Consider the following 22,823-nt stretch of genomic DNA (forward strand, 5'->3'; position numbering starts at 1 on the left):
CGCTGTCTGAGCAATCGGCGTAAAGCGGGTCTTAAGGCCGCTCTGGTGTAATTCCGGCTCGGTTCTTCAGCGCTGCTCCTCCAATACCTCCACCCATGTCCATCCCTGCTCCAAAGCCTCACCAATGGCTCACACCCCGCAACCTGCTGTGGGCGTCTATTGCGGTGGCGGGGATCACCATCGCGCTCAAGACGCTGGCCTGGGTGGTCACTGGCTCGGTGGGCCTGCTGTCGGATGCGATGGAGTCGTTTGTCAACCTGGCCAGCGCCATGTTTGCGCTGGCCATGGTGACCGTGGCGGCGCGGCCTGCGGATGACGACCACCCCTACGGCCACCACAAGGCTGAGTATTTTTCGTCAGGGTTCGAAGGCATCCTCATCGTGGGGGTGTCGGGGGGCATCCTGTGGGCGGCCGGGCACCGGCTGATGGACCCGCAGCCCATCGAACAGTTGGGCTGGGGCCTGGGCCTGTCGGTGCTCAGTTCGGCGCTCAATGGCTTTCTCGCGTGGCTCATGTTCCGCTCGGCCCGCGAGTACCGCTCCATCGCGCTGGAGGCCGATGCGCGCCATCTCGTCACCGACGTGTGGACCTCGGCCGGTGTGCTGGTGGGCATTGCGGGCGCGGCCCTCACGGGCTGGCTGTGGCTGGATGCGCTGGCGGCGATTGCCGTGGCGCTGAATATTCTGAAAGAGGGCGTGGAGCTGGTGTGGCGATCCTCCCAGGGCCTCATGGATTCAGCGGTAGAGCCCGAGGTGCAGGCCACCATCGACGTCACGTTGCAGCAGTTTGTGCTATCGCAGGCGCCCGGTGCCGTGCGGTTTGACCATGTCTCCACCCGCCGTGCGGGCCAGCGCCAGTTTGTGGACATGCACCTGCACATGCCCGCCGACTGGACCCTGCGGCACGCCGCCGAACTGCGCGGCCAGGTCGAGCGCGCGCTGATGACCGCCGTACCCGGCCTGCGCGCCACCATCGAGCTGCTGCCCACCGATGTGGAAGCGCATTTTGATGATCCCCGTGACGATTTGAAGGATGCCGTGAAGTGATCAGCGTATTGCAACGTGTGCGCGAAGCGCGCGTAGATGTGAACGGGCAGACCGTGGGCGCCATCGGCGCAGGCCTGCTGGTGCTGGTGTGTGCCGAACGCGGTGACACGGAGATGGAGGCCGACAAGCTGCTGGCCAAGATCCTCAAGCTGCGCATTTTTTCGGACGCCGCAGGCAAGATGAACCAGAGCGTGCAGGACACCGGTGGCGGCCTGCTGCTGGTCAGCCAGTTCACGCTGGCGGCAGACACCACCGGCGGCAACCGCCCCAGCTTCACGCAAGCGGCTGCACCCGATGAGGGGCGGCGGCTGTACGACTATGTGGTTGCCCAGGCGCGCAAGGTGCACCCCGAGGTGGCCACGGGCCAGTTTGCCGCCGATATGCAGGTGCACCTCATCAATGACGGCCCGGTGACCATCCCGCTGCGGATACCTCCTACAGCGGCTTAGTGGTCAAAAAAGATAGCATTCAGCGCTTGATGGATAAGCGCTATGGCCTTGTTTTCCTCTTATTTTCGAGAGAAACCAAGGGCGACACCGGCAGCACCCGGAACCCTGCCGACGCCAGTGCCAGCCAGGTGGCAATGGCCAGCATGACGGCCGTGTAGGCATCCCACCCCTGGCGCTGCGCCCAGGTGGCGACGATGCCAGTGAACCACTGCATCAGCGCCACACCCAGGAACATCGCCATGGTGTAGGCCGACAGTGCCCGGCCTGTGAGCGTAGGCGGATAGGAGGCCCGCACATCGGCGTACTGCAGCACGCCATAGCCCGACAGCAGGCCCATCAGCAAAATCAGCACCACGCTGGCCGCAGCGCTCCCGTGCAGGAACGCCAGCACCATGAACAGGCTCGCCATGAGCAGCGATGCATTGCCGATCCAGCGCCTGCGGCGGGCGATGCCCGGGTCCAGCCGACCGCCCAGACCCGGCGCGAAGAGGGCAATCAGCGAGAGCCCCAGCGCAACGTTGCCACTGTCCACCAGCGAGAGGTGGTAGCGGTCCATCAGCAGCGGTGCCAGCCACAGGCCGCGCAGCGACAAAAATGCGGCGTAGCCCGACATGCCCAGCAGCAGAATGCCCCAGGTGTGCGGCACGGTGAGCAGCTGGCCAAAGCCCAGCAGCGCCTGGCCCCAGGTTTCGCGCTGCGCCGGGGGCGGCACCAGCGGAGTGGGCTCGTGCACGCGCAGCCAGATCAGCAGCCACGACAGCGCGCTGAGCACCGCCAACACGGCATAACCCGTGCGCCAGCCACCGCCGTGTTGCACCAGCCAGGCCAGCGGCGTGCCGGTGAACAGCAGGCCCAGGCCACCCACACCCATCGCCACGCCCGACAGGTAGGCAAACCGGTCCGCTGGAAAATGCCGTGCAATGAACAGCGTGCAGGCCAGAAACGCGGGCGAGCAGCCCACGCCGATCAGCAGTTGCCCTGCCATCAGCCAGGGGTAGGTCGGCGCGGTGGCCGAGAGCGCCGACCCCGCAACCGCCAGCGGAAACGCCGTGAGTACCGTGCGCCGCAGGCCGTACAGGTCCAGCCCCACGCCCATCAGCAACTGGGCCACGCCGAAGGAAAGGCCAAACAGCCCCGCAAACGCGCCCAGCGACCCTGGCGAGAGCCCGAAGTCCGCCGTCAGTCCTTGGGCCACCATGGCCGTGGTGGTGCGAAAGGCCTGGCTCAGTGCAAACCCGCTGAGCAGCGCAAGCAGCATGGCCCACAGCGCACGCGGTGATGGCCGGCCGCTGTCCGCAGGAAAGGATGGAGATGCCGACGAGGACGGCAGGGGGCTGCCGCTCACTGCCGCCAGAAGAACAGAGCGGCCATTACCAGCCCGGTAGCCACAATGCCCCAGCGCAGCACGTTAGCAGGCAGCTTGCGAGCTACGCGTGCACCACCATACCCGCCTGCGGTGGCGGCCACCATCATCATCAGCGCCTGCTGCCACAGCACCACGCCACCTGCCGCATAGATGAGCACGGCAATGGCGGTAAGCAGGGCCGACACCCAGTTCTTGAGGCCGTTCATAGCGTTCAGGTTCGTCTGCCCTAGCAGGCCGAACAGCGCCAGCAGAAGGATGCCCAGCCCGCCGTTGAAATAGCCGCCATAGGCAGCCACCGCCAGCACGCCCACCGTGGCCTTGGCGGTGGACGGCTTTCCGCCCGCCAACATCCGGCGCAGCTGCGGCCCGAATGCGAACAGCGCCGTGGCCGCCAGCAGCAGCCAGGGAACCACGCGGCGGAAGGTGGCGTCGGGTGTGACCAGCAGCAGCGCGGCCCCGGCTGCGCCCCCGATGAGCGAGAGCACCACCAACAGGCGCATCGACAGCCCCGGCGGCGGGGCCGTGTCTTCGCGGAAACCCCATGCGCCGGCCATGTACCCCGGCAGCAGGGCTACCGTGCCCGTGGCATTGGCCACCACAGGCGGCACGCCAGTGAAGACGAGGGCGGGCAGGGTCAGAAAACTGCCGCCTCCGGCGACGGCGTTGAGGGCGCCGGCAACGAAGGCGGCGGTGAGCAGCAGGGCGGTGTTAAACATGCACCGATATTAGAAGGCGGCGCAGCGGTCATTAGCGCTGGCGCGGGTGCAACAGTTTTGTCTGCGTACGTCCGAGGGCCAACGTCCACATGACAGCTCGTACGGGGTGGCGTTGACGTTCCGGGTGGAGTTGTAGTCCTTTACGTCATAGTCCACGGCGATGCCTGAGGGTGCCGAGGGACCGGAGGCCCAGGCACCGGAGGATCGAAAGCATGGTGGCGGTGCTTTTCTTTTCGAGGGCGGTCAGTAAAGATACAGCGCACCGTCGAACTGGTTGTCCGCCCCGACGGCCAGCGTGTGTCCATCGGCCGACAAGGCCAGGGTCCGGCCGAAGGCCAGCGACATCTTGGTGCTCATTGGCTTTACATAGGCGCGCTGGTTCCAGGTGCTGCCGTCGCGGCGGTAGATATACGCGGCGCCAGCCTGCCAGACGGTGTTGTCGGCTTGGTTGCCATTCATGCCGGTGGCGCTGCTTGCCTCTTGGGGGGCGCCCACAGCCAGTGTGTTGCCGTCAAACGATAGCGCCAGGGCATTGCCGAACACGTCCCCTGTGTCGGTATTGCTGGCCTTGATATAGGCCTGCTGGTTCCAGCCGACGCTGCCGCGCGTGTAGACGTAGGCGGCCCCGGCTCCTTGTGCAGAGTTGTCACTCTGCACCCCCTGGATGCCCGTGGCCTTGCTGGCTTCGCCCTGCGCGCCCACAGCCAGTGTTGCCCCGTCGCCTGAAAGGGCGAGGCGATAACCGAAAAAGTCGTTGGCATCGGTGTTGCTGGCCTTGATGTAAGCCTGCTGGCTCCAGACGCTGCTGCTTCGCGTGAACAGGTATACGGCCCCCGCTTTGTTCGCGGACCTGTCTGCTTGGTTGCCGTTGATGCCCGTTGCCGCACTGCGTTCGCCCAGCGCACCAACCGCCAACGTGTTCCCATCGGCTGACAGGGCCAGGCTGGTGCCAAATTGCTGGGCGTTGGCGATGACGTTGATGAACCCGGGGGCTGTCACGTATTCGGGCGTCTGCTCGGTGTTGCTTGCTTTCACATAGGCCTGCTGGTTCCAGGTGTTCGCAAAACGGCTGAATACGTAAACGGCCCCAGCGCTTGGCATCATGGAATTCGTCTGGTCGCCGTGGATGCCAGTGGCGTTGCTGGATTCACCCACCGCGCTTACGGCCAGCGTGTTGCCATCTGTCGCCAGCGCAACACTCCAGCCGAAAGATTGGGCCACGCCGGTGTTGCTCGGTTTTACATAGGCTTGCTGAGTCCATTGGCTGTTGCTGCGGGTGAAGACATACGCCGCTCCGGGGCTGCCCGACTTGGAGGTGTCCGTCTGGTCGCCGTTGATGCCCGTGGCACCGCCACGTTCCCCAATGGAGCCCACGGCCAACGTATTGCCGTCGGCCGACAGTGCCACACTGAAGCCAAACGACGTTTCGGACGCGGTATTGCTGGCCTTGATGTAGGACTGCTGGGTCCAGCCGCCGCCGCTGCGCACGAACACCACCACGGCGCCGGAGCCGGGCGCTGCGGCGTTCCCCGGATCCCCATTGATGCCGGTCGCGCCGCTGTCGTCGCCCGTCGCCCCTACCGCCAGGGTGCTGCCGTCTGCAGAGAGGGCCACGCTGTTGCCCCATCGTGCCGATAGGCCCGTGTGGTTGGGCTGGATCTGGCCAATGGCTTTCGTGAGGTCGGGCACCAGCGCGGCGGTAAAGGCGCCGCAGCCGCTGGCATCGCAGGCGCGCACGCGGTAGCTGGCATTTACCCGCTCGTGCAACAACTGGGATGTCAGGCTGTGTGCGTAAGCGGTGTTTGCAAGCGTGCCCCCGATCTGCACCTCTGGTTGGGAGCCCGTTGCGCCATCGGGGTCCTCGAACAGTTCATACCGTGTGGCGTTGGTGCTGGCGTTCCAGCTGAAGTTGTAGGCCTTGACGTCATAGCCCACGGTGAAGCCCGTGGGGGACACGGGGCCTGAGGGCGCAGGATCAGAGGGCTGGGCGCTGCCGGAGCCACCGCAGGCCGTCAAAGCCAGAGCCAGGGGCGCAGCGAGCAACAAGGCGCTCAGGCGCCGGGGGATCAATACCATGTGTTTCCTGGTGAAGGTTCGTTTCTGCGCGCCGGGTCAGTGGGTGCCTATGGGTACATCGCGCTAGAGGCCGTCAATACAGGTACACCGAGCCGCCGGTTCCAGGCTGAACGGTGTTGGGGTCTGTTGCGCTGGTGGCCTCTGATCGAGAGGCTATTGCAAGCGTATTTCCATCTGCCGATAGTGCTATGGCCTGGCTGAAATCAATGTGGCTGGCCGTGTTACTGGCCTTGAGGTAGGCCCGCTGGCTCCAGGCGTTGCCGTTTTGCGTGAAGAGGTAGGCAGCGCCCGCGAGCCTTGCGGAGTTGTCCGTTGGGTCGCCATTGATGCCGACGGCCTTGCTCATTTCCGCAGGTGCCCCCACGGCCACTGTGCGGCCGTCCGCCGACATTGCGAGCGTTCGGCCAAATCCCTCCAATTTTTCGGAGATGGCGGGTTTTAGGAGTGCCTGCTGGCTCCATTGGCCGACCTGCCGGTGGAATGTGTACACGGTCCCCGGCGCAGCCGTGTCCGGAGGGGAAACTGGGCGCGGCGTGACGGCATCGGTATATCCAGGAGCGCCCACCGCCAGCGTGTTTCCGTCGGTGGACAGTGCGAGCGCGGTGCCGAAAGCGGTGGATTCGATGACCGGGGGTTTCAACGCTGTTTGCTGAGTCCAGGTTGCACCATTGCGGGTCAGGACATAGGCCGCCCCCACGCTGCTCACATACCGCCCACTCGGGTGGAGGGCATCTGGAGCCAGAAAGCCTTTTCTGTGGGGGGCGCCGACGGCCAGCGTCTGCCCATCTCCCGAGATGGCCAATTGGGTGCCAAAGCGGTCACTATCTTCGGCTTCGCTGGAAGTGACCCGGCTATGGACGGTCCATGTGTCGTTGTTGCGCGCGTACACATGGACCGCACCCCCAAAGTTGACCTGACTGGGTGTATTGAAACCGTTGTATTCGCCGGGCGATCCCACGGCCAATGTCTTGCCGTCTGCCGAGAGGGCCAAGGCTGACCCAAAAAAGGTGCTGGGTTGCAACACCTCCAGCACGGGTTTGATATAGGCCTGTTGCGCCCAGGTTCCCGTTGTGCGCGTGAACACATAGGCGGCCCCCGCCCCAAATACGGATGTGTCGGCCTGATTGCCATTGACCCCCGACGCATTGCTCGATTCGGCGGGCGCGCCAGCGACCAGTGTGTTGCCGTCCGCCGAAAGGGCCACGGTGGCACCAAAACTGCCGCCTTGGTTGCTGGCCTTGACATAGGCTTGCTGATCCCACCGGCCGTTGACTCTGGCATACACGTAGACTGCGCCGCTATAGTCGGTTGCTTCGGATGGAGATGGATCGCCATTGATGCCGTGCGACGCGCTGCTGTCCCCGGGTGCACCGATTGCCAGGGTAGAGCCATCGGCCGATAACGCCACACCCCTGCCGAAGTCATGGGTTCCGAAGCGTCCGGACCAGCGGGGTGCAGGTGCGCTGGCCCGGAAGTACCCGATGGCACGGGTCAAGTCGGGCACCACGGCGCTGGTGAAAGCGCCGCAGCCGCTGGCATCGCAGGCGCGCAATCGGTAGCTGGCGTTCACACGCTCGTACAACAGTTGTGTGGCCAGGCTGTGCGCGTAACTGTTGGGGGCGATGGCTCCACCCACCTGGGCTTCGGGCAAGGGGCCGAGGCCGTCTGGGTCCTCCACCAGTTCGTAATGTGTGGCGCCTGCCGTAGCGCTCCAGTGGAACAGGTAGCCCTTGGTGTCGTAGCTGACCGAGAAGCCGGAGGGGGCAGTTGTTTTGTCCAGGGACGCATCGCCACTGCCTCCACCACAGGCGCTGATCGCCAAAGCAGCAAAAACACCCGTTGCACTGAACTGAAAGGCGCGCAGCAGCATGCGCCGTGCCTTCACATCTGGTAAATGCATCATTTCCAACTCCCTGAAAGTTGGAAACTTTTATACCACCTGGTAAAGGAAGAGAAGAACTGATACCTTTTGTTTCCGGGACGTTTTGGTCTGTGTTCCAAAGACTGGGGCTGAGTGCCCCCCGCAACAGGGGAGCTATGGACCAGTGGCGTACGGGTCTGCAAACCCCAGTTCGCGCAGGATGTCCGTTTCGTAGGACTCCATGGCCTGTGCATCTTCTTCACTGGTCTCGTGGTCCCAGCCCTGGGCATGCAGCGTGCCATGCACCAGCATGTGGGCGTAGTGTTCTTCCAGGCTTTTGTTCTGCTCTTTGGCCTCGCGCTCGATCACGGGGGCGCACAGCACCAGGTCGGCCGTTACCAAGGGCTCCTGGGTGTAGTCGAAGGTGAGCACGTTGGTGGCGTAGTCCTTCTTGCGGTACTCGCGGTTGAGCTGCTGGCCTTCTTCGGCCCCTACGATGCGTACGGTGATCTCGGCATCGGTGGCCAGCGCGTGGCGAATCCAGCGGGTGACCTTGTGGCGTGGCAGCACGGCGCGGTGCGCGGTCGCGCCTTCAAACTTGCCGAACTGCAGCGACAGAGAGAGTTGGTTTAAGGGCATTTTTACTGTTTTTGGCCGTCAGCGCTTGATGGATAAGCGCTGAAAGCTATCAAAATGATAGTGCTAGTCCCGGCTGCGAGAAGCCGGGGCGCGGCGCGGCGCGTCGTAGGCATCCACAATGCGCGCGACCAGCGGGTGGCGCACCACGTCAGCCGTGGTGAAGCGGGTCACGGAGATGCCCTTCACCCGCTTGAGCACCCGCTCTGCATCAATCAGGCCGCTCATGGCCCCCTTGGGCAGGTCGATCTGGCTCACGTCGCCCGTGACCACGGCCTTGGCGCCAAAGCCGATGCGGGTGAGGAACATCTTCATCTGTTCGGGCGTGGTGTTCTGCGCTTCGTCCAGGATCACGAAGGCGTTGTTCAGCGTGCGCCCGCGCATGAAGGCCAGCGGCGCGATTTCCAACGCATTGCGCTCGAAGGCCTTCATCACCTTGTCGTAGCCCATCAGTTCGTACAGCGCGTCGTACAGCGGGCGCAGGTAGGGGTCCACCTTTTGCGCCAGATCTCCGGGCAGAAAACCCAGGCGCTCGCCCGCCTCGACGGCCGGGCGGGTCAGCACAATGCGCTGCACGGCGCTGCGCTCCAGCGCATCCACGGCGCAGGCCACGGCGAGATAGGTCTTGCCGGTGCCTGCAGGGCCGATGCCAAAGGTGATGTCGTGGCTGGCGATGTTTTCGAGGTACAGGTTTTGTGTAGGCGTGCGGCCGCGCAGGTCGGCCCGGCGGGTGTTGAGCACAATGGCGCCTTCGGGCGCCTCCACCAGGGCGGAGTCTCCGGCCAGCATGAGCTGCAGGTGGTCCTCGGTGATCGGGCGTTCGGCCATCTCATACAGCGCCTGCAAAAGCTCCATCGCCTGCGTGGCCTTCGCTTTGGGGCCGTCCACCTTGAACTGCTCATGCCGGTGCGCAATGCTCACCGAGAGGGCCACTTCGATGGTGCGCAGGTGCGCGTCGGCCGGGCCACACAGGTGCGTGAGTCGGGTGTTGTTGTGGGGGGTGAAGGTGTGGCGCAGGATCACGCGGATAATTCCCGTTGGATCGCCGCAGTGCGCGGCAAAGGACATCAATGATAGGCAAATTGACCGGCACCCTGCTGGAGAAGAATCCCCCCGAGGTGCTGTTGGACTGCCATGGCGTGGGCTATGAGGTGAATGTGCCCATGAGCACGTTCTACAACCTGCCCGCTGTGGGCGAAAAGGTGAGCCTGCTGACCCAGTTCATTGTGCGCGAAGACGCGCAGCTGCTGTATGGCTTTGCCACGGCGCCCGAGCGCCAGGCGTTCCGTGAGCTGATCAAGATATCGGGCGTGGGGCCGCGCACCGCGTTGTCCATCCTGAGCGGCATGGGCGTGGCGGATCTGGCCCAGGCCATCACGCTGCAGGAGGCAGGCCGCCTGGTCAAGGTGCCGGGAATTGGCAAGAAGACGGCCGAGCGGCTGCTGCTGGAGCTCAAGGGCAAGCTGGGGGCCGACATGGGCGCTGCCCACGGGCCCGCAGCCAGCGACGCACAGGCCGACATTCTTCAGGCACTGTTGGCTTTGGGCTACAACGACAAAGAGGCTGCGGCGGCCCTCAAGGCCCTGCCACCAGAGGTGGGTGTGAGCGATGGCATCAAGCTGGCACTGAAGGCGTTGGCCAGGTAGTGCACTTGCGGGTTTGTTGCGGCAGTTGTTTTCGTGTTCAATGGCGGTTTTGACCGGAGCGAGGGAAAGAAATGAAAAATGGAATGATGTGGCGGATGGGCGTTGCCTGGGGTGCGGCGCTTGCCTTGTTGGCCGGATGCGGCGGAAGCGGTACCGAGGCCAGCGCGCAAAAGGCGGCCTCTGTGCTGATGGTGGATGGCTGGGTGCAGCCCGCCAGCGTGGACCAGGGTGTCTCGAACATCAAATCCCGCAGCGCGCTTGTCACAGCGCCCACGCCTTCCCGGGTGAGCCTGGGAGCCTTGGATGCCTCCAAGACGGCTACGCTGGGTGGCGGTATCGGCCCACGCCAGGTGGGTACAGCGCGCGATGTGGTGGCCACCCGCGCCGCAGCCCAGACACAGCAGCAGTTGCAGTGGAAGCCCACCGCCACTGGCGGTAAGGTGGCTGCTATCAGTTTTTCTGCCGAAGGCGCGTACGGATTGCGCCTGGGCGTAGTGGTCAAGGCGCTGCCACAAGGCACAGTGCTGCGTGTGTACAGCCAGGCCAACGCCTCCAAGGTGTTCCAGATTTCCGGCCAGGAAGTGCTGCAGCGCATTGAGCGCAATGCGCAGGCGGGCGACACCACCCTGGACGGTCAGACCTGGTGGACGCCAGATACCGGATCGGACGAGGCCACGCTGGAGCTGGAGCTGCCCGTAGGTGCGGATGCCAGCACGGTGGACATCTCGGTGCCGCGCGTGTCGCACATCTTCGAGAACCTGTCGATCCCTACGGAGGCAGAACTCTCCACCAAGATCAACGAATCGGCTTCGTGCCACCTGGATGCCACTTGCTACGATACCTATGCGACTGAGCGCAATGCCGTGGCGCGCATGTTGTTCACGTCCGGTGCCAACACCTATCTGTGCACGGGCACATTGCTCAATGACAGCCGGTCTTCGGGCACGCCGTATTTCTTGACGGCCAACCACTGCATCTCCAAGCAGTCCGAAGCTGCCTCGCTGCAGACCGACTGGTTCTTCCGTTCGCCAACGTGCAACAGCCGCACCCTGTCGAGTGCCACCGTCCAGCGCGTCAACGGCGCATCGCTGCTCTACGCCTCGGGTGCCATGGACATGGCCCTGCTGCAGCTGAACGACACACCTCCTGCAGGGGCCGTCTTTGCCGGTTGGGATGCGGGCACCCAGGCTTTGAGCACACCTGTGGTGGGCCTGCACCATCCCCGGGGCGACCTGCTCAAGGTCAGCCTGGGTACGTTGAACAGCCTGATTTCCTGCACTCCCACCAGTGAAACCCAGTTCCAGTGCAGCGGTACAACGGGCAACTACTACCAGGTGAACTGGACCCAGGGCACCACCGAAGGTGGCAGCAGTGGCTCGGCCTTGTTCAAGGGTGGCACACATGTGATCGGTACGCTCTACGGCGGTGGTTCCAGCTGCACGGCCACCACAGTCCCCGATTACTATGGCCGTTTTGACGTGGCGTTCAACGCAGCGCTCAAGAACTGGCTGTCGTCTGCCACGCCACCCACTGGCCCCACGGGGCGGGTGCCTGTCTATCGCTTCTACAACAGCGCTGGCCTGGAGCATTTCTACACCAGCAATGTTGGCGAGCGGGATCTCCTGATCAAACAGTTTGGATCGAACTTCATCTACGAAGGTCCGATCTTCTACGCTTACCCCGTTGAAGGCTCCAACCAGGACTCCAGCCTGTTCCCGGTGTATCGCCTGGTCGATCTGGCCCGCAAGATGCACCTTTACACGGCCAACCCGGCAGAGCGTGATGGTCTGATCCGTGCTTTCCCCACTGTGGCGCTGGAAGGCACCGCATGGTGGGGGCAGGCTGCACCGGGCAATGGTGCTATGCCTGTCTACCGCTACTTCAACCGCAGCACGAACACCTACTTCTACACAACCAGTGCAGCGGAGCGCAACTACATCAACGCCAACCTGAGCCAGCAGTACCTTGAAGAAGGCATTGGCTTTTATGTCTGGGCGGACAAGTAACCGCGCTGCATGACGATCCAGACCGACGACTTCGCCCCCGCCCCCGCAAAACGCGTCATCTCGGCCGTGCCCGCATCGCCCCAGGAGGAGGCGATCGAGCGCGCGCTGCGCCCCAAGCTCCTGCAGGAGTACGTGGGCCAGGCGAAGGCGCGCGAGCAGCTGGAGATCTTCATCGGCGCGGCGAGGAAGCGGGGCGAGGCGCTGGACCATGTGCTGCTGTTTGGCCCGCCCGGTCTGGGCAAGACCACGCTCAGTCACATCATTGCGGCTGAGCTGGGGGTCAACCTGCGCCAGACCAGTGGCCCTGTGCTCGAAAAGCCCAAGGACCTGGCGGCGCTGCTGACCAACCTCGAAAAGAACGACGTTCTTTTCATTGACGAGATCCACCGCCTGTCGCCTGTGGTGGAGGAAATTCTCTACCCCGCGCTGGAGGACTACCAGATCGACATCATGATCGGCGAGGGGCCTGCGGCGCGCAGCATCAAGCTCGACCTGCAGCCTTTCACGCTGGTGGGCGCCACCACACGTGCGGGCATGTTGACCAACCCGCTGCGCGACCGCTTTGGCATCGTGGCGCGGCTGGAGTTCTACACAGCCGAAGAGCTGGCGCGCATTGTCAAGCGCAGCGCGGGGCTGCTCAATGCGCCCATGGATGAAGAAGGCGGCTTTGAAATTGCCCGCCGCTCGCGCGGCACGCCCCGCATCGCCAACCGGCTGCTGCGCCGCGTGCGCGACTACGCCGAGGTCAAGGGCGACGGGCGCATCACCAAACCCATTGCCGACAAGGCGCTGGCCATGCTGGATGTGGACCCGCAGGGTTTTGACGTGATGGACCGCAAGCTGCTGGAGGCGGTCATCCACCGCTTTGATGGCGGCCCCGTGGGGCTGGACAACATTGCCGCCAGCATCGGGGAAGAGGCGGGCACCATAGAAGACGTGATCGAGCCCTACCTCATCCAGCAAGGCTTTTTGCAGCGTACGCCGCGTGGGCGCATTGCCACGCTGGCGGCGTTCCGACACCTGGGGGTGGCGCCGCCCAAGGCGGCTGGAGGGCTGTTTTCTGAATAACGGAAGGCACAGCGCATGGCAACCAGGGCAGATCTGTGAATAGGCGCTGGTTTGCTGTTGCGTTGGGCGCTGTCGTGCTGGTGGTGGCTGCCTTCACCGGGGTGATGGTGCTGCGTGGTCCGCAGGTCGATGCCCTGTTGGTGCAGTCGGCGCCGCTGGTGCGCACGCTGCAGTTTTCGGCGCGCGTGGCCACGTTGTCGCGGGTGGATGTGGGCAGCACCGTCATCGGCCGCGTGGCCCAGGTGCAAGTGACAGAAGGCGCGCAGGTGCGCCGGGGCGACGTGCTGGTGCAACTGGAGTCCGACGAGCTCGCGGCAGCGCTGGCGCAGGCCGTGGCGGCCGAGCGCCAGGCGCAGTCCCGCCTGGTAGGCCTGCGCAGTAGCGGCCGCAGCGCTGCACAGGCAGCGCGCGCACAGGCCAATGCCACCCTGCAAGCGGCCAGCGCCAGTCTGGCGCGGGTGCAGCAGCTGGTGGCCCAGGGGTTCTATAGCGCCGCGCAGCTCGATGAGGCGCAGCGCGCCGTCGATGTGGCCCAGGCGCAGCAATTGAGCGCGCAGGCACAGGTCCAGGCCAACGCCGATGCCGGCACTGACGTGGTCCAGGCGCAGGCGCAGCTGGCGCTGGCCCGGGCGGCCACGGTGGCGGCCCAGGCCCGCCTGGCGCAGACCACGCTGGTAGCCCCGGCCGATGCCCGCGTGCTGGTGCGCGACGTCGAGCCCGGGCAGATCGTGCAGCCTGGCAAGGCCTTGCTCAGCCTGGCGCTGGCCGGGCCCACCCAGCTGGTGGCCCAGGTGGACGAACGTTTTCTGGACCAGTTGCTGCCGGGCCAAAAGGCCTCGGTGGTGGCCGATGCCTTTGCGGGCCAGCGCTTTGCAGCGCGTGTGCTCACCATCGCACCCTCGGTGGATGCCCAGCGCGGTGCCATCGAGGTGAAGTTTGCGCTGGAGCAGCAGGCCCCCGCCTTTCTGCGCGAGGACATGACCTTATCGGTCGAGGTAGAGACTGCGCGGCGCGAGCGTACCCTGGTACTGCCCCAGGCGGCCCTGCGCGCCCCGGTGGAGGGCGACCAGGCGACGGTGCTGGTGTTGCAGGAGGGGCGCGCCCAGGCCCGCCCCGTGCGGCTGGGGCTGCGCACACTGGACGCGGTCGAGGTACTGGACGGCCTTGCCGAGGGCAACACCGTGCTGCGGGGCGGCGCCGTGCAGGCGGGCGACCGCGTACGTGCCCGCACGGTGGCCTGGTCCGCAGGTGCGGCCACCGCCGTTTCCCCCACCCCGGGGGGCGATGCAGGCTCCGCACTGACCAACGCCATGGGCCGCTGAGCTCTCCGCCATGTGGATCTGGCCTGGCTTCGAGTTGCGTGTGGCGCTGCGCTTTCTGCGAGAGGGGCGCATGCAGACCGTGCTCATCATCGTGGGCGTGGCGGCGGGCGTGGCTGTCATTGCCTACATCTCGGCGCTGATCAGTGGCCTGCAGTCGAACACCCTGGCCAAAACACTGGGCGCCCAGGCGCACATCACCCTGCGGGCGCCGGACGACCTGGTCATACCGGCAGCCCCTGCCTTGTATGGCACCGCTGCGCTGACCGAAACCCAACCGCGCGCCCAGCGCCTGCGGTCCGTCGCCAACTGGCAGGCGCTGGTGCCGCTGCTGGAGCGCTTGCCCGAAGTCGCCGGGGTGTCGCCCATGGTGTCCGGCTCAGGCCTGGCGCTGCGCGGTGAGGCATCGCAGGCCATTGCCCTGATGGGCGTGGACCTGGACCGCTATGACCGCGTGGTGGGGCTGCGCTCCAAGGTGGTCAGTGGTACCGCCCGTTTGTCACCGGGCGAGGCCATCGTGGGGCGCGAGCTGGCCTCCGACCTGGGCGTGCGAGTGGGAGACCGCCTCACGTTGCAGACGAGCGGCGCGGGCGGCACGGTGAGTGATTCGGTGCGTGTCACCGCGCTGGTGGACCTGGGGGTGAAAGACCTGAACCGGCGCACCGTGATCGTGCCGCTGCGCGCGGCGCAAAGCCTGCTGGCGCTGCCGGGGGGCGCCAGCCAGCTCGACCTGACCTTGAAAGACGTGTGGGTGGCCCAGACGCTGGCGCACGAACTGCAGGCCCAGTTCCCCTACAAGATCGAGAGCTGGCAAGAGAGCAATGCCCAGCTGGTGTCAGCACTCAATGCGCAGTCCATCAGCACCTCCATCATCCGGGGCGTGGTGCTGGCGGTGGTGGTGCTGGGCATTGCCAGCGTGCTGGTGGTCTCGGTGGTGCAAAAGGGCCGGGAGATCGGCATCCTGCGCGCCATGGGCGCCACGCGGGGCCAGGTGCTGCGCGTGTTTCTGGTGCAGGGCGCCGTTGTGGGGGCGCTGGGCTCGGGGCTGGGCCTGCTGCTGGCGGTGGCGCTGATCTGGGTGTTCACCCATTTTGTGCGGGGCTCGGATGGCCTGCCGTTGTTTTCGATCGCGCTGCCGCTGGGCATGGCATTGCAGATTGCACTCATTGCCTCGGTGTGTGGTGTGCTGGCGGCCGTGGCGCCTGCGCGGCGGGCAGCGGCGCTGGACCCAGCACAAGCCATCAGGATGTGATGACCCAACCTGCCGCCCCCGAACTGATCACGCTCGATGCCGTGCGCAAAAGCTACAACCTGGGCCGCCCCAGCGAGGCCGAGGTGCTGCACGGCATCCAACTGCAGGTGCGCCGGGGCGAGTTCATCGCGCTGATGGGGCCTTCGGGCTCGGGCAAGAGCACGCTGCTCAACATCCTGGGCCTGCTCGAACGCATGACGACAGGCAGCTATCTGCTGGACGGCGAGGCGGTGCAGGGTCTGGACGATGCGGCACTCACCCTGCGCCGGCGCAGCACCCTGGGTTTTGTCTTTCAGTTCCACCACCTGCTGCCTGCTTTCTCCGCGCTGGAGAACGTGACGCTGCCGGCCCTCATGGCCGAAGGCCGCGTCAGCCCCGCCCACCGCGATCACGCGCGCAGCCTGCTCGACGCCGTGGGCCTGGCCCAGGCCATGGACAAGCGCCCCGCAGAGCTGTCAGGCGGCATGCAGCAGCGCGTGGCCATTGCGCGCGCGCTGGTCATGAACCCGCCGCTGGTGCTGGCCGATGAGCCCACGGGCAACCTGGACACCGCGTCCTCTGCCGAAGTGTTTGCCCTGCTGCGCCGTATCCATGCCGAGCGGGGCACGAGTTTTGTCGTGGTCACGCACGACCCCCGGCTGGCCGCGCGCTGCGACCGGCTGGTGGAGCTGATCGACGGCCGGATTGCCCGCGACGAGGCCATCACTGTGGGCGTGGAGCCTGCGCCCAGTGGGTGAGCTGCAGGCAGGTGATTTGCTATCAAATAAATAGCTATTTGAGCTTGATGCTGAAGCGCTGGCGGCAATTTTGGCTAAAAAACCATCGCTCAGAACACACAGGTGCTCAGGAGGAGCGTGAAGCCGTCCCTGGGGCGATGTTCGGAGCCCTGTCCCTAACCATGTGCGTGCGGCCCTCTTCTCCGGCCGCGCCCGTTCGCTGCAATGCGGTGGCAGGCTCCGGGGCTTTGCTGGCCAGCCATCCGCTGACGATCAGCGCCTGCGCCGCATAGTACGTGGCCAGCACCCAGACCTGCGCCATCGGCAGCGGCATCACAAACCGGTTGGTGGCCAGCAGCGAGTCGCTGAGCATGAAAAACCCGGCGCCGACCGCCACCAGCAGCGACGGCGCATCGCGCAATACCGTCGCCCGGCCGATGGCCTGGGCCGCCATCAGCGCGATCACCAGCACATAGGCAGCCACCGGCGCGCGCAGTGCAGGCGGCAGGCCACCCGCCCACAGAAAGGCGTACATGGCCACGCCAATGCCCAGTGTGGCGGCCAGCGCACCCCGGTGCGGAAACCACGCCTGCCCGCTTTTGAACAGCGCCACATAGAACAGATGCGCCACCAGAAAACTCACCAGGCCCGGGATGAAGAAGCCCTGGAACATGAGGAACACATCCCCGGCCAGCGATCCGGCCAGCGCGGCCGCGAGGAGAAGCAGGGTCTTTGGGTTAAATTGGTCTCTAGCGCTTGGCGAATAAGCACTGGCAGCTACCAAAAAAAGAGCAAAAACCATCGTCAGCGGCTTGAACAGCCAATGCCATTCCATGAACCCCATCGCGCTGGTGGCGGTGGCCAGCGCGCCGCTTTGCAGCATCAGCGCCATCAGCGCGGTGATACGTCCCTGCATCACTGCGCCCAGCGACCATTGCACCGTCAGCAGCACCGCAAACCAGATGGCGTTGCGCGCCAGCGGCGCCGCATTTGCCTGCCAGAGAAAAGCCGCCACGCCCGCCAGCAGCAGCGCGAACTGCACCAGCGCAAACCACTGCGCGGCGCGCGACATCGGCGGGTGGTACAGCTGCATCTGTGCCATGCTGAAGGCGGGCTTGGGAAAGCGCTCTGCCACATCGGCAGGCCGCCAGCCCGGAGGCTTGACCCAGACCTTGAGCTTGTCGAGCCAGCTGCGCGCGTGCCAGCTGTCATGTGCCAGCCCGGCGTAAACCTGCGCGTTGGCCCAGAGCGGGTCCCAGCTGTTCAGCAGGCCGCGCGTGCCGTACACACACTTCTCCTGGTCGTCTTCGTCCTTGAAGGTGCCAAAGAGCCGGTCCCACAGGATCAGAATGCCGCCGTAGTTCTTGTCCAGGTAGGCGTCGTTCACTGCATGGTGCACCCGGTGGTTGCTGGGGCTGCAGAACCAGCGGTCAAACCAGCCGAGCTTGCCCACCTGCTCGGTGTGCACCCAGAACTGGTAAAGCAGATCGATGAGCGCCACCACGCCAAACACCAGCGGCGGCACGCCCGCCAGTGCCATGGGCACATAAAAGATCCAGCCCAGCAGCGCGCCCGAGCTGGTCTGGCGCAGCGCGGTGGAGAGGTTGTAGTCCTGGCTCTGGTGGTGCACCGCGTGCGCGGCCCACAACACGGCCGACTCGTGCCCCATGCGGTGCAGCCAGTAGTAGCACAGGTCGTAGAACACCAGCGCCAGCAGCCAGCCGGGCAGGCTGGTCCAGAACGTGTCATTGCGCCACAGCGCCACGTGCTCGAACAGGGCCGTGTAGATGCCAATGCGCAGCAGCCGGGTGAAAACCGCGCTGGTCTGGCTGAGCATACCGAGGCTGATGCTGCTGACCGCATCGGCCAGCCGGTAGGTGTTGCGCTGCCTTCTGTAGCCCACCGCCAGTTCGATGGCGATCAGCAAAAAGAAGACGGGGGTCGCAAGGACAATGATCTGGCTGGGGCTCATGCCGCATTGTCGGTATGCCGGGTCGGGGAGGGATTAGGGAAAGAACGGGTCGAAAGATCGGAGTTTCCACGCCTTGCAGGCGTGGCTCGGTTGGTGCCCATGTGCCACGGCGCCAGTTGCAAGGTGGCACGGCCGTTAAGCTGGGCGAAAGCTGCGCGTGCCATGATCCGCCCCCGAGCGCAAAAGGCGAGCAAGTTTGATCCTTACCATTCCGTAAAATAGAAGTCTCCGCTGGCCCCTCTCGGGTGGCCCTTTCGTTCTTTCGTCAGTGCAAGCTGACCCGCCCTTCTGTCCGCAGACTTTCGCCGCAGACAGGCGCAACCCCCCAACAAGACACATGAACAGCAGCGCGCATTGCCTGAAGGCAGCGGGCTTTGGCGCAGCTTTTGGCGCCAAGGTGGTCCTGGTAGATATTGACTTGATGCTGCCACGCGGCAGCATCACTGCACTGCTGGGCCCGTCTGGCGCTGGCAAGTCCACCTTGCTGCACGCCCTGGCCGGGCGGTACGCCGTCCATCCGCGCTTCACCGAATGGGGCAGCGTTGAGTACGAAGGAAGGCCGCTGGGTGAGGGCAACCGTCCGCGCCTGGTGCAGCAAAACGCCAAGCTCATGGCGGCGACCGTGTTCCATGCCTTGGCCGACCCGGTGCGTGAACGCCTGAGCCGCTCGCCCGCCGAGGTGCGAGCCTGGTGCACTGAGCTGGTCCAGCGCATGGGCGTGCCTGAGCTGGCAGCCTTGTTCGACCAGCCCACGCTGGAGTTACCCCCCTTGCTGCAAAGGGCCGTGGCCATCTTGCGCGAAGCCGTGGCCGAGCCAGCGCTCCTGATGGTGGACGAGCCCACGGCTGATCTCTCGGACTATGACGCCTATGTGCTGCTGGAACTGCTGCGTGAAGTGGCCCGCACCAGCACGCTGCTGGTGGTGCTGCACAACCAGCGCCATGCCGCTAGCCTTGCCGACCGCATGGCGCTGCTGGCAGGCGGGCGGGTGCAAGAGGCGCGTGGCATGGAGGAGTTTCTGTCTTCGCCCGTGTCCGCAGCGGGCCAGCAATTTGTGCGTACCGGCAGCTGCGCCGTGCCAGCGCCCGACGCCGACCCGGCCACGTTGGCCGAGGGCGTTATGCCGCCGCCGGACCTGGGCCATCTGCCCGCCCGCGTGCTCGCCACGCTGCCTGTCCCATCCACTGGTGCGCAGCGGCCCACGAACGGTAACGAGGCTCCAGTCCGCAGCGCGGCTGCGGCTTCAACGGCTGGGGCGCCCCATGGCTTTGCGTGGTTAGAGCCTGGTCGGCTTGCGGGTACCCCGCTGCCCGGGGTGGTGAACGACATGGACCATGACCTGGCAGCGCTCAAACGCATGGGCATCAGCCGCCTGATCACCCTCACCGAACGCGATCTGCCGCAGGATGCGCTCAAGCGCCATGGCCTGGCCAACCTGCACCTGCCCATCCGTGACCACGAGGCTCCCAGCCTCGGGCAAATCCAGATGCTGCTCAAGCGCATGGAGACGCTCATGGCGCAGGGTGAGGTGCTGGCCGTCCATTGCCTGGCCGGGCGCGGGCGCACTGGCACGGTGTTGACTGCCTGGTGGATTCGCGAAGGGCTGACCGCCCAAGAAGCCCTGCGCCGCGTGCGCCTGCTGGACGCGCATTACGTACAAAGCGCCGAGCAGGAGGCATTTCTGCAGCGCTATGAGGACGTCATCCTCCAAAAAATTGTGTAAATGACAACCAAAGAAGGAAAACCGCGATGAGTTTTGAAGTAGCCCTGAGCAATGCAGCCGCCTCTGTTCCGGAGTGCGTGGCGGCCGGTTACGTGGACGTGGCATCGGGCATGCTGTTGTCTCTGAAAACGGTGGACTCTCACCCACAGCAGGTCATCGACCTGCTCGCCGCTGCCACGGCCGATATGTTCAATGGCCCCAATGTGAGCATGATCGAGCGCATGTTCAAAAAGGCGCGTGGTCTGGAGGACGACGGCTTCCACTATTTTCAGGAAATCATCGTCAACAGCGAGAACCTGATTCATGTCTTCCTGCGTGGCAAGACCAACCCCGAATACGTGGCCGTTTTCGTCTGCCGCAAGACCGCCAACCTGGGCATGGCGTTGACCAAGGCACGCCTGACGATGCCAGCCCTAGAGGCGGCTTTTTAAGATCGACTGAAAAAACTCCCCGGGCGCCGTTGTCCCGCCTTGTCTTACGGCTTGTACTGCCTGCGGCGGGACGCCTGGCCAGGACCGCTTCGCTGAGTTTTTTTAGCCGCTCTCAACCCGACCGGCGCGTGCGTCTTAGCTCGGGGCGCCGCGCGCATCCACCCGGATGGTGCGCTCCACCACCCCTTGCGCCAGCCCGCCACGCACGCCGATCAAAAAGTCATGCAGGTTCACCGTCGGGTCGCAATGGCCCGGGATGAGCCAGAGCATGTGCCCCAGGCTCGGCAGGCGGGCTTCGGGGCCGTCCGCGTAGAGCAGGCCGTGTTCGTCGCCACATTTTCTGAGCTGCCTATGCGGCAGTGAACCAGGCGGCGAGGGTGAGTATCTGCGCGTGGAATTTCTGAGCTGCCTATGCGGCAGCGAATCCGGTGTTGACCCGCAGAAGCTGCGCGAAGGATTTCTGAGCTGCCTATGCGGCAGTGAACTCGGTGATCGCCCCCCGGTTGGTGACCACAATTTTCTGAGCTGCCTATGCGGCAGTGAACCCACCTTGGAGCCGAACTTGTAGGTGTTCAGATTTCTGAGCTGCCTATGCGGCAGTGAACGGCCAGTTCATCGTAGCCATGCGCGAGGGCTTTTTCTGAGCTGCCTATGCGGCAGTGAACTTCATCGTGGCCCCCAATGCCAGCAAACTGAATTTCTGAGCTGCCTATGCGGCAGTGAACAAGGTCGGCCACGCTCTTGGGGCCGTTGACGGTTTTCTGAGCTGCCTATGCGGCAGTGAACGGGCCTTCGGTCTTGCTGTCGGCGCCTTCGATTTTCTGAGCTGCCTATGCGGCAGTGAACAAGGCACGCCCACATCCCGCCCTATTGCAGAATTTCTGAGCTGCCTATGCGGCAGTGAACTGCTGCGCTTGCAGTTCTTCAATCGGTTTCATTTTCTGAGCTGCCTATGCGGCAGTGAACGCTTGATGACTTTCATGCCGACACCTCTTCGATTTCTGAGCTGCCTATGCGGCAGTGAACCCACCAACCCACCCACCCTAGCCGCCCTCTGATTTCTGAGCTGCCTATGCGGCAGTGAACAGGATGACGCCGAAGGGCTCGCCGCCTTGGTATTTCTGAGCTGCCTATGCGGCAGTGAACGTCAGCGCCGGGGCTTATTGGGCGAGCGACTTTTTCTGAGCTGCCTATGCGGCAGTGAACTGCGCCCAGTCCACCAGGCCCAGCAGTGCGGTTTTCTGAGCTGCCTATGCGGCAGTGAACATGTGCACGGTGGCCACGCGGCGGCGCTGCATTTTCTGAGCTGCCTATGCGGCAGTGAACCCGGCCTTACCGCGTGTTCAAGGATGGCGCGTTTTCTGAGCTGCCTATGCGGCAGTGAACTTAATGTCGGCCGTCTTGCTTCGCCCCCAGTCTTTCTGAGCTGCCTATGCGGCAGTGAACCAGCCGCTGTTCAACCCGGGCGACCCGCTGCTTTTCTGAGCTGCCTATGCGGCAGTGAACAGCAAGCGCAAGCAGATATCGAACCTGTAGCATTTCCGAGCTGCCTATGCGGCAGTGAACCCGCGCAAGAGCAAGCGCAACCGGGGGTATGTTTTCTGAGCTGCCTATGCGGCAGTGAACCCGCAGCTTTCGCATTCGATCCATTCCCATCGTTTCTGAGCTGCCTATGCGGCAGTGAACAAGTGTTGACCTCCTTGTTGCGTTCCCATCCTTTTCTGAGCTGCCTATGCGGCAGTGAACCCCAGGTACGCGGGGCCGTGCTTGGGCACGTTTTTCTGAGCTGCCTATGCGGCAGTGAACGAAAACAGCCTGCTCCAGAGCCATGTGCTTGCTTTCTGAGCTGCCTATGCGGCAGTGAACCAGCCAGCAGCACCACAGGGCGTGGCCTATGCTTTCTGAGCTGCCTATGCGGCAGTGAACGGGCAACCGGCGCAAGTTCCGCATGTTGGCGGATTTCTGAGCTGCCTATGCGGCAGTGAACTTGTAGTGCGTGCCTGGGGGGTGTTGCATGAGCTTTCTGATCTGCCTATGCGGCAGTGAACGCCGCAACCAGGGCCTCGAACTCGTCGGGGCTTTTCTGAGCTGCCTATGCGGCAGTGAACCTTGGTGGCCTCCAAACGCAGTGACAGCAGCATTTCTGAGCTGCCTATGCGGCAGTGAACAGCAGCCCCACCCCTTCCCGCATCTGAGGCAAATTTCTGAGCTGCCTATGCGGCAGTGAACACAAACCCAGCGAAGTCAACAAACCCCCGCTGATTTCTGAGCTGCCTATGCGGCAGTGAACGCACCAAAGAAGGCGACTGGGTGGCCCAGGCCTTTTCTGAGCTGCCTATGCGGCAGTGAACCACGACCTGGCCCCCACGGCCTCCGTCACGGTTTTCTGAGCTGCCTATGCGGCAGTGAACGCTTGGCAGGAGTGGCACGAGATTGCTGCGGATTTCTGAGCTGCCTATGCGGCAGTGAACGGCAATATCACCGGCACGCACATGCGCGGCAATTTCTGAGCTGCCTATGCGGCAGTGAACGAACGGCGC

At 64.5% G+C, this 22,823-nt stretch carries 18 protein-coding genes and 1 CRISPR repeat array (1 of these 19 only partly in view); of the genes, 10 read left to right on the top strand and 8 right to left on the bottom strand.

The genetic code is table 11. The features are described 5' to 3' along the window. Nucleotides 1–95: 95 nt before the first annotated feature. The gene (locus ACT89O_RS03360; RefSeq protein WP_487261822.1) at nucleotides 96–1,046 is read left to right on the top strand and encodes a cation diffusion facilitator family transporter; all 951 of its coding nucleotides are present in this window, start codon (nucleotides 96–98) and stop codon (nucleotides 1,044–1,046) included. Continuing rightward, nucleotides 1,043–1,495: a D-aminoacyl-tRNA deacylase gene (gene dtd / locus ACT89O_RS03365; RefSeq protein WP_228897469.1), complete on the top strand. Its 453-nt coding sequence runs from the start codon at nucleotides 1,043–1,045 to the stop codon at nucleotides 1,493–1,495. The genes ACT89O_RS03360 and dtd overlap by 4 nt, the downstream gene beginning before the upstream one ends. Before the next feature lie 40 nt (nucleotides 1,496–1,535). Here dtd and ACT89O_RS03370 read toward each other — a convergent pair whose 3' ends face one another. The 6 genes from ACT89O_RS03370 to ACT89O_RS03395 all read right to left on the bottom strand — a co-directional run bounded on the left by ACT89O_RS03370 (nucleotide 1,536) and on the right by ACT89O_RS03395 (nucleotide 9,173). Further along, a complete protein-coding gene (locus ACT89O_RS03370) occupies nucleotides 1,536–2,753 on the bottom strand; it encodes an MFS transporter (protein WP_487256842.1) in 1,218 nt (405 codons plus the stop codon). Nucleotides 2,754–2,836: 83 nt separating this feature from the next. Then, a complete protein-coding gene (locus tag ACT89O_RS03375) occupies nucleotides 2,837–3,577 on the bottom strand; it encodes a sulfite exporter TauE/SafE family protein (protein WP_176888182.1) in 741 nt (246 codons plus the stop codon). A 243-nt stretch (nucleotides 3,578–3,820) separates the two neighbouring features. Then, entirely contained in the window at nucleotides 3,821–5,653 is a 1,833-nt protein-coding gene (locus ACT89O_RS03380) for an FG-GAP repeat protein (RefSeq protein WP_487261823.1), read from the bottom strand. Nucleotides 5,654–5,726: 73 nt separating this feature from the next. Continuing rightward, nucleotides 5,727–7,556, bottom strand: a complete 1,830-nt coding sequence (locus ACT89O_RS03385) for a WD40 repeat domain-containing protein (protein ID WP_487261824.1) — start codon at nucleotides 7,554–7,556, stop codon at nucleotides 5,727–5,729. A gap of 132 nt (nucleotides 7,557–7,688) precedes the next feature. Beyond that, nucleotides 7,689–8,153 (bottom strand): rRNA maturation RNase YbeY, encoded by a 465-nt coding sequence (gene ybeY, locus ACT89O_RS03390; RefSeq protein WP_487261825.1) that lies wholly within the window; start codon nucleotides 8,151–8,153, stop codon nucleotides 7,689–7,691. 63 nt (nucleotides 8,154–8,216) lie between these two features. After that, entirely contained in the window at nucleotides 8,217–9,173 is a 957-nt protein-coding gene (locus ACT89O_RS03395) for a PhoH family protein (RefSeq protein ID WP_055396485.1), read from the bottom strand. Nucleotides 9,174–9,220: 47 nt separating this feature from the next. Here ACT89O_RS03395 and ruvA point away from each other — a divergent pair, with 47 nt between their 5' ends. The 6 genes from ruvA to ACT89O_RS03425 all read left to right on the top strand — a co-directional run bounded on the left by ruvA (nucleotide 9,221) and on the right by ACT89O_RS03425 (nucleotide 16,178). Further along, nucleotides 9,221–9,796: a Holliday junction branch migration protein RuvA gene (gene ruvA, locus ACT89O_RS03400; RefSeq protein WP_121507662.1), complete on the top strand. Its 576-nt coding sequence runs from the start codon at nucleotides 9,221–9,223 to the stop codon at nucleotides 9,794–9,796. Nucleotides 9,797–9,867: 71 nt separating this feature from the next. After that, nucleotides 9,868–11,802: a trypsin-like peptidase domain-containing protein gene (locus ACT89O_RS03405; RefSeq protein ID WP_487261826.1), complete on the top strand. Its 1,935-nt coding sequence runs from the start codon at nucleotides 9,868–9,870 to the stop codon at nucleotides 11,800–11,802. Nucleotides 11,803–11,811: 9 nt separating this feature from the next. After that, nucleotides 11,812–12,870 (top strand): Holliday junction branch migration DNA helicase RuvB, encoded by a 1,059-nt coding sequence (ruvB, locus tag ACT89O_RS03410; protein WP_055396394.1) that lies wholly within the window; start codon nucleotides 11,812–11,814, stop codon nucleotides 12,868–12,870. Nucleotides 12,871–12,932: 62 nt separating this feature from the next. Next, nucleotides 12,933–14,192: an efflux RND transporter periplasmic adaptor subunit gene (locus ACT89O_RS03415; RefSeq protein WP_487261827.1), complete on the top strand. Its 1,260-nt coding sequence runs from the start codon at nucleotides 12,933–12,935 to the stop codon at nucleotides 14,190–14,192. A gap of 10 nt (nucleotides 14,193–14,202) precedes the next feature. Continuing rightward, entirely contained in the window at nucleotides 14,203–15,441 is a 1,239-nt protein-coding gene (locus tag ACT89O_RS03420; protein WP_487261828.1) for an ABC transporter permease, read from the top strand. Next, entirely contained in the window at nucleotides 15,441–16,178 is a 738-nt protein-coding gene (locus ACT89O_RS03425) for an ABC transporter ATP-binding protein (RefSeq protein WP_487261829.1), read from the top strand. Before ACT89O_RS03420 ends, ACT89O_RS03425 begins: the two co-directional genes overlap by 1 nt. 106 nt (nucleotides 16,179–16,284) lie before the next feature. On the opposite strand, the gene ACT89O_RS03430 is transcribed toward ACT89O_RS03425, so the two are convergent. After that, nucleotides 16,285–18,129, bottom strand: a complete 1,845-nt coding sequence (locus ACT89O_RS03430) for a lysoplasmalogenase family protein (protein ID WP_487261830.1) — start codon at nucleotides 18,127–18,129, stop codon at nucleotides 16,285–16,287. A gap of 337 nt (nucleotides 18,130–18,466) precedes the next feature. Here ACT89O_RS03430 and ACT89O_RS03435 point away from each other — a divergent pair, with 337 nt between their 5' ends. Both ACT89O_RS03435 and ACT89O_RS03440 read left to right on the top strand, forming a co-directional pair. Further along, nucleotides 18,467–19,852 (top strand): phosphatase domain-containing putative toxin, encoded by a 1,386-nt coding sequence (locus ACT89O_RS03435; RefSeq protein ID WP_487261831.1) that lies wholly within the window; start codon nucleotides 18,467–18,469, stop codon nucleotides 19,850–19,852. A 26-nt stretch (nucleotides 19,853–19,878) separates the two neighbouring features. Next, the gene (locus ACT89O_RS03440; RefSeq protein WP_487261832.1) at nucleotides 19,879–20,283 is read left to right on the top strand and encodes a hypothetical protein; all 405 of its coding nucleotides are present in this window, start codon (nucleotides 19,879–19,881) and stop codon (nucleotides 20,281–20,283) included. Between the two features lie 135 nt (nucleotides 20,284–20,418). Here the strand turns inward: ACT89O_RS03440 and ACT89O_RS03445 are convergent, their stop codons facing one another. After that, a complete protein-coding gene (locus ACT89O_RS03445) occupies nucleotides 20,419–20,601 on the bottom strand; it encodes a hypothetical protein (RefSeq protein WP_487262813.1) in 183 nt (60 codons plus the stop codon). A 19-nt stretch (nucleotides 20,602–20,620) separates the two neighbouring features. Continuing rightward, a CRISPR array of direct repeats spans nucleotides 20,621–22,823; the repeat unit is 28 nt; unit sequence TTTCTGAGCTGCCTATGCGGCAGTGAAC (it continues 956 nt past the right edge of the window).

This window comes from Acidovorax sp. NN32 (assembly GCF_057597245.1).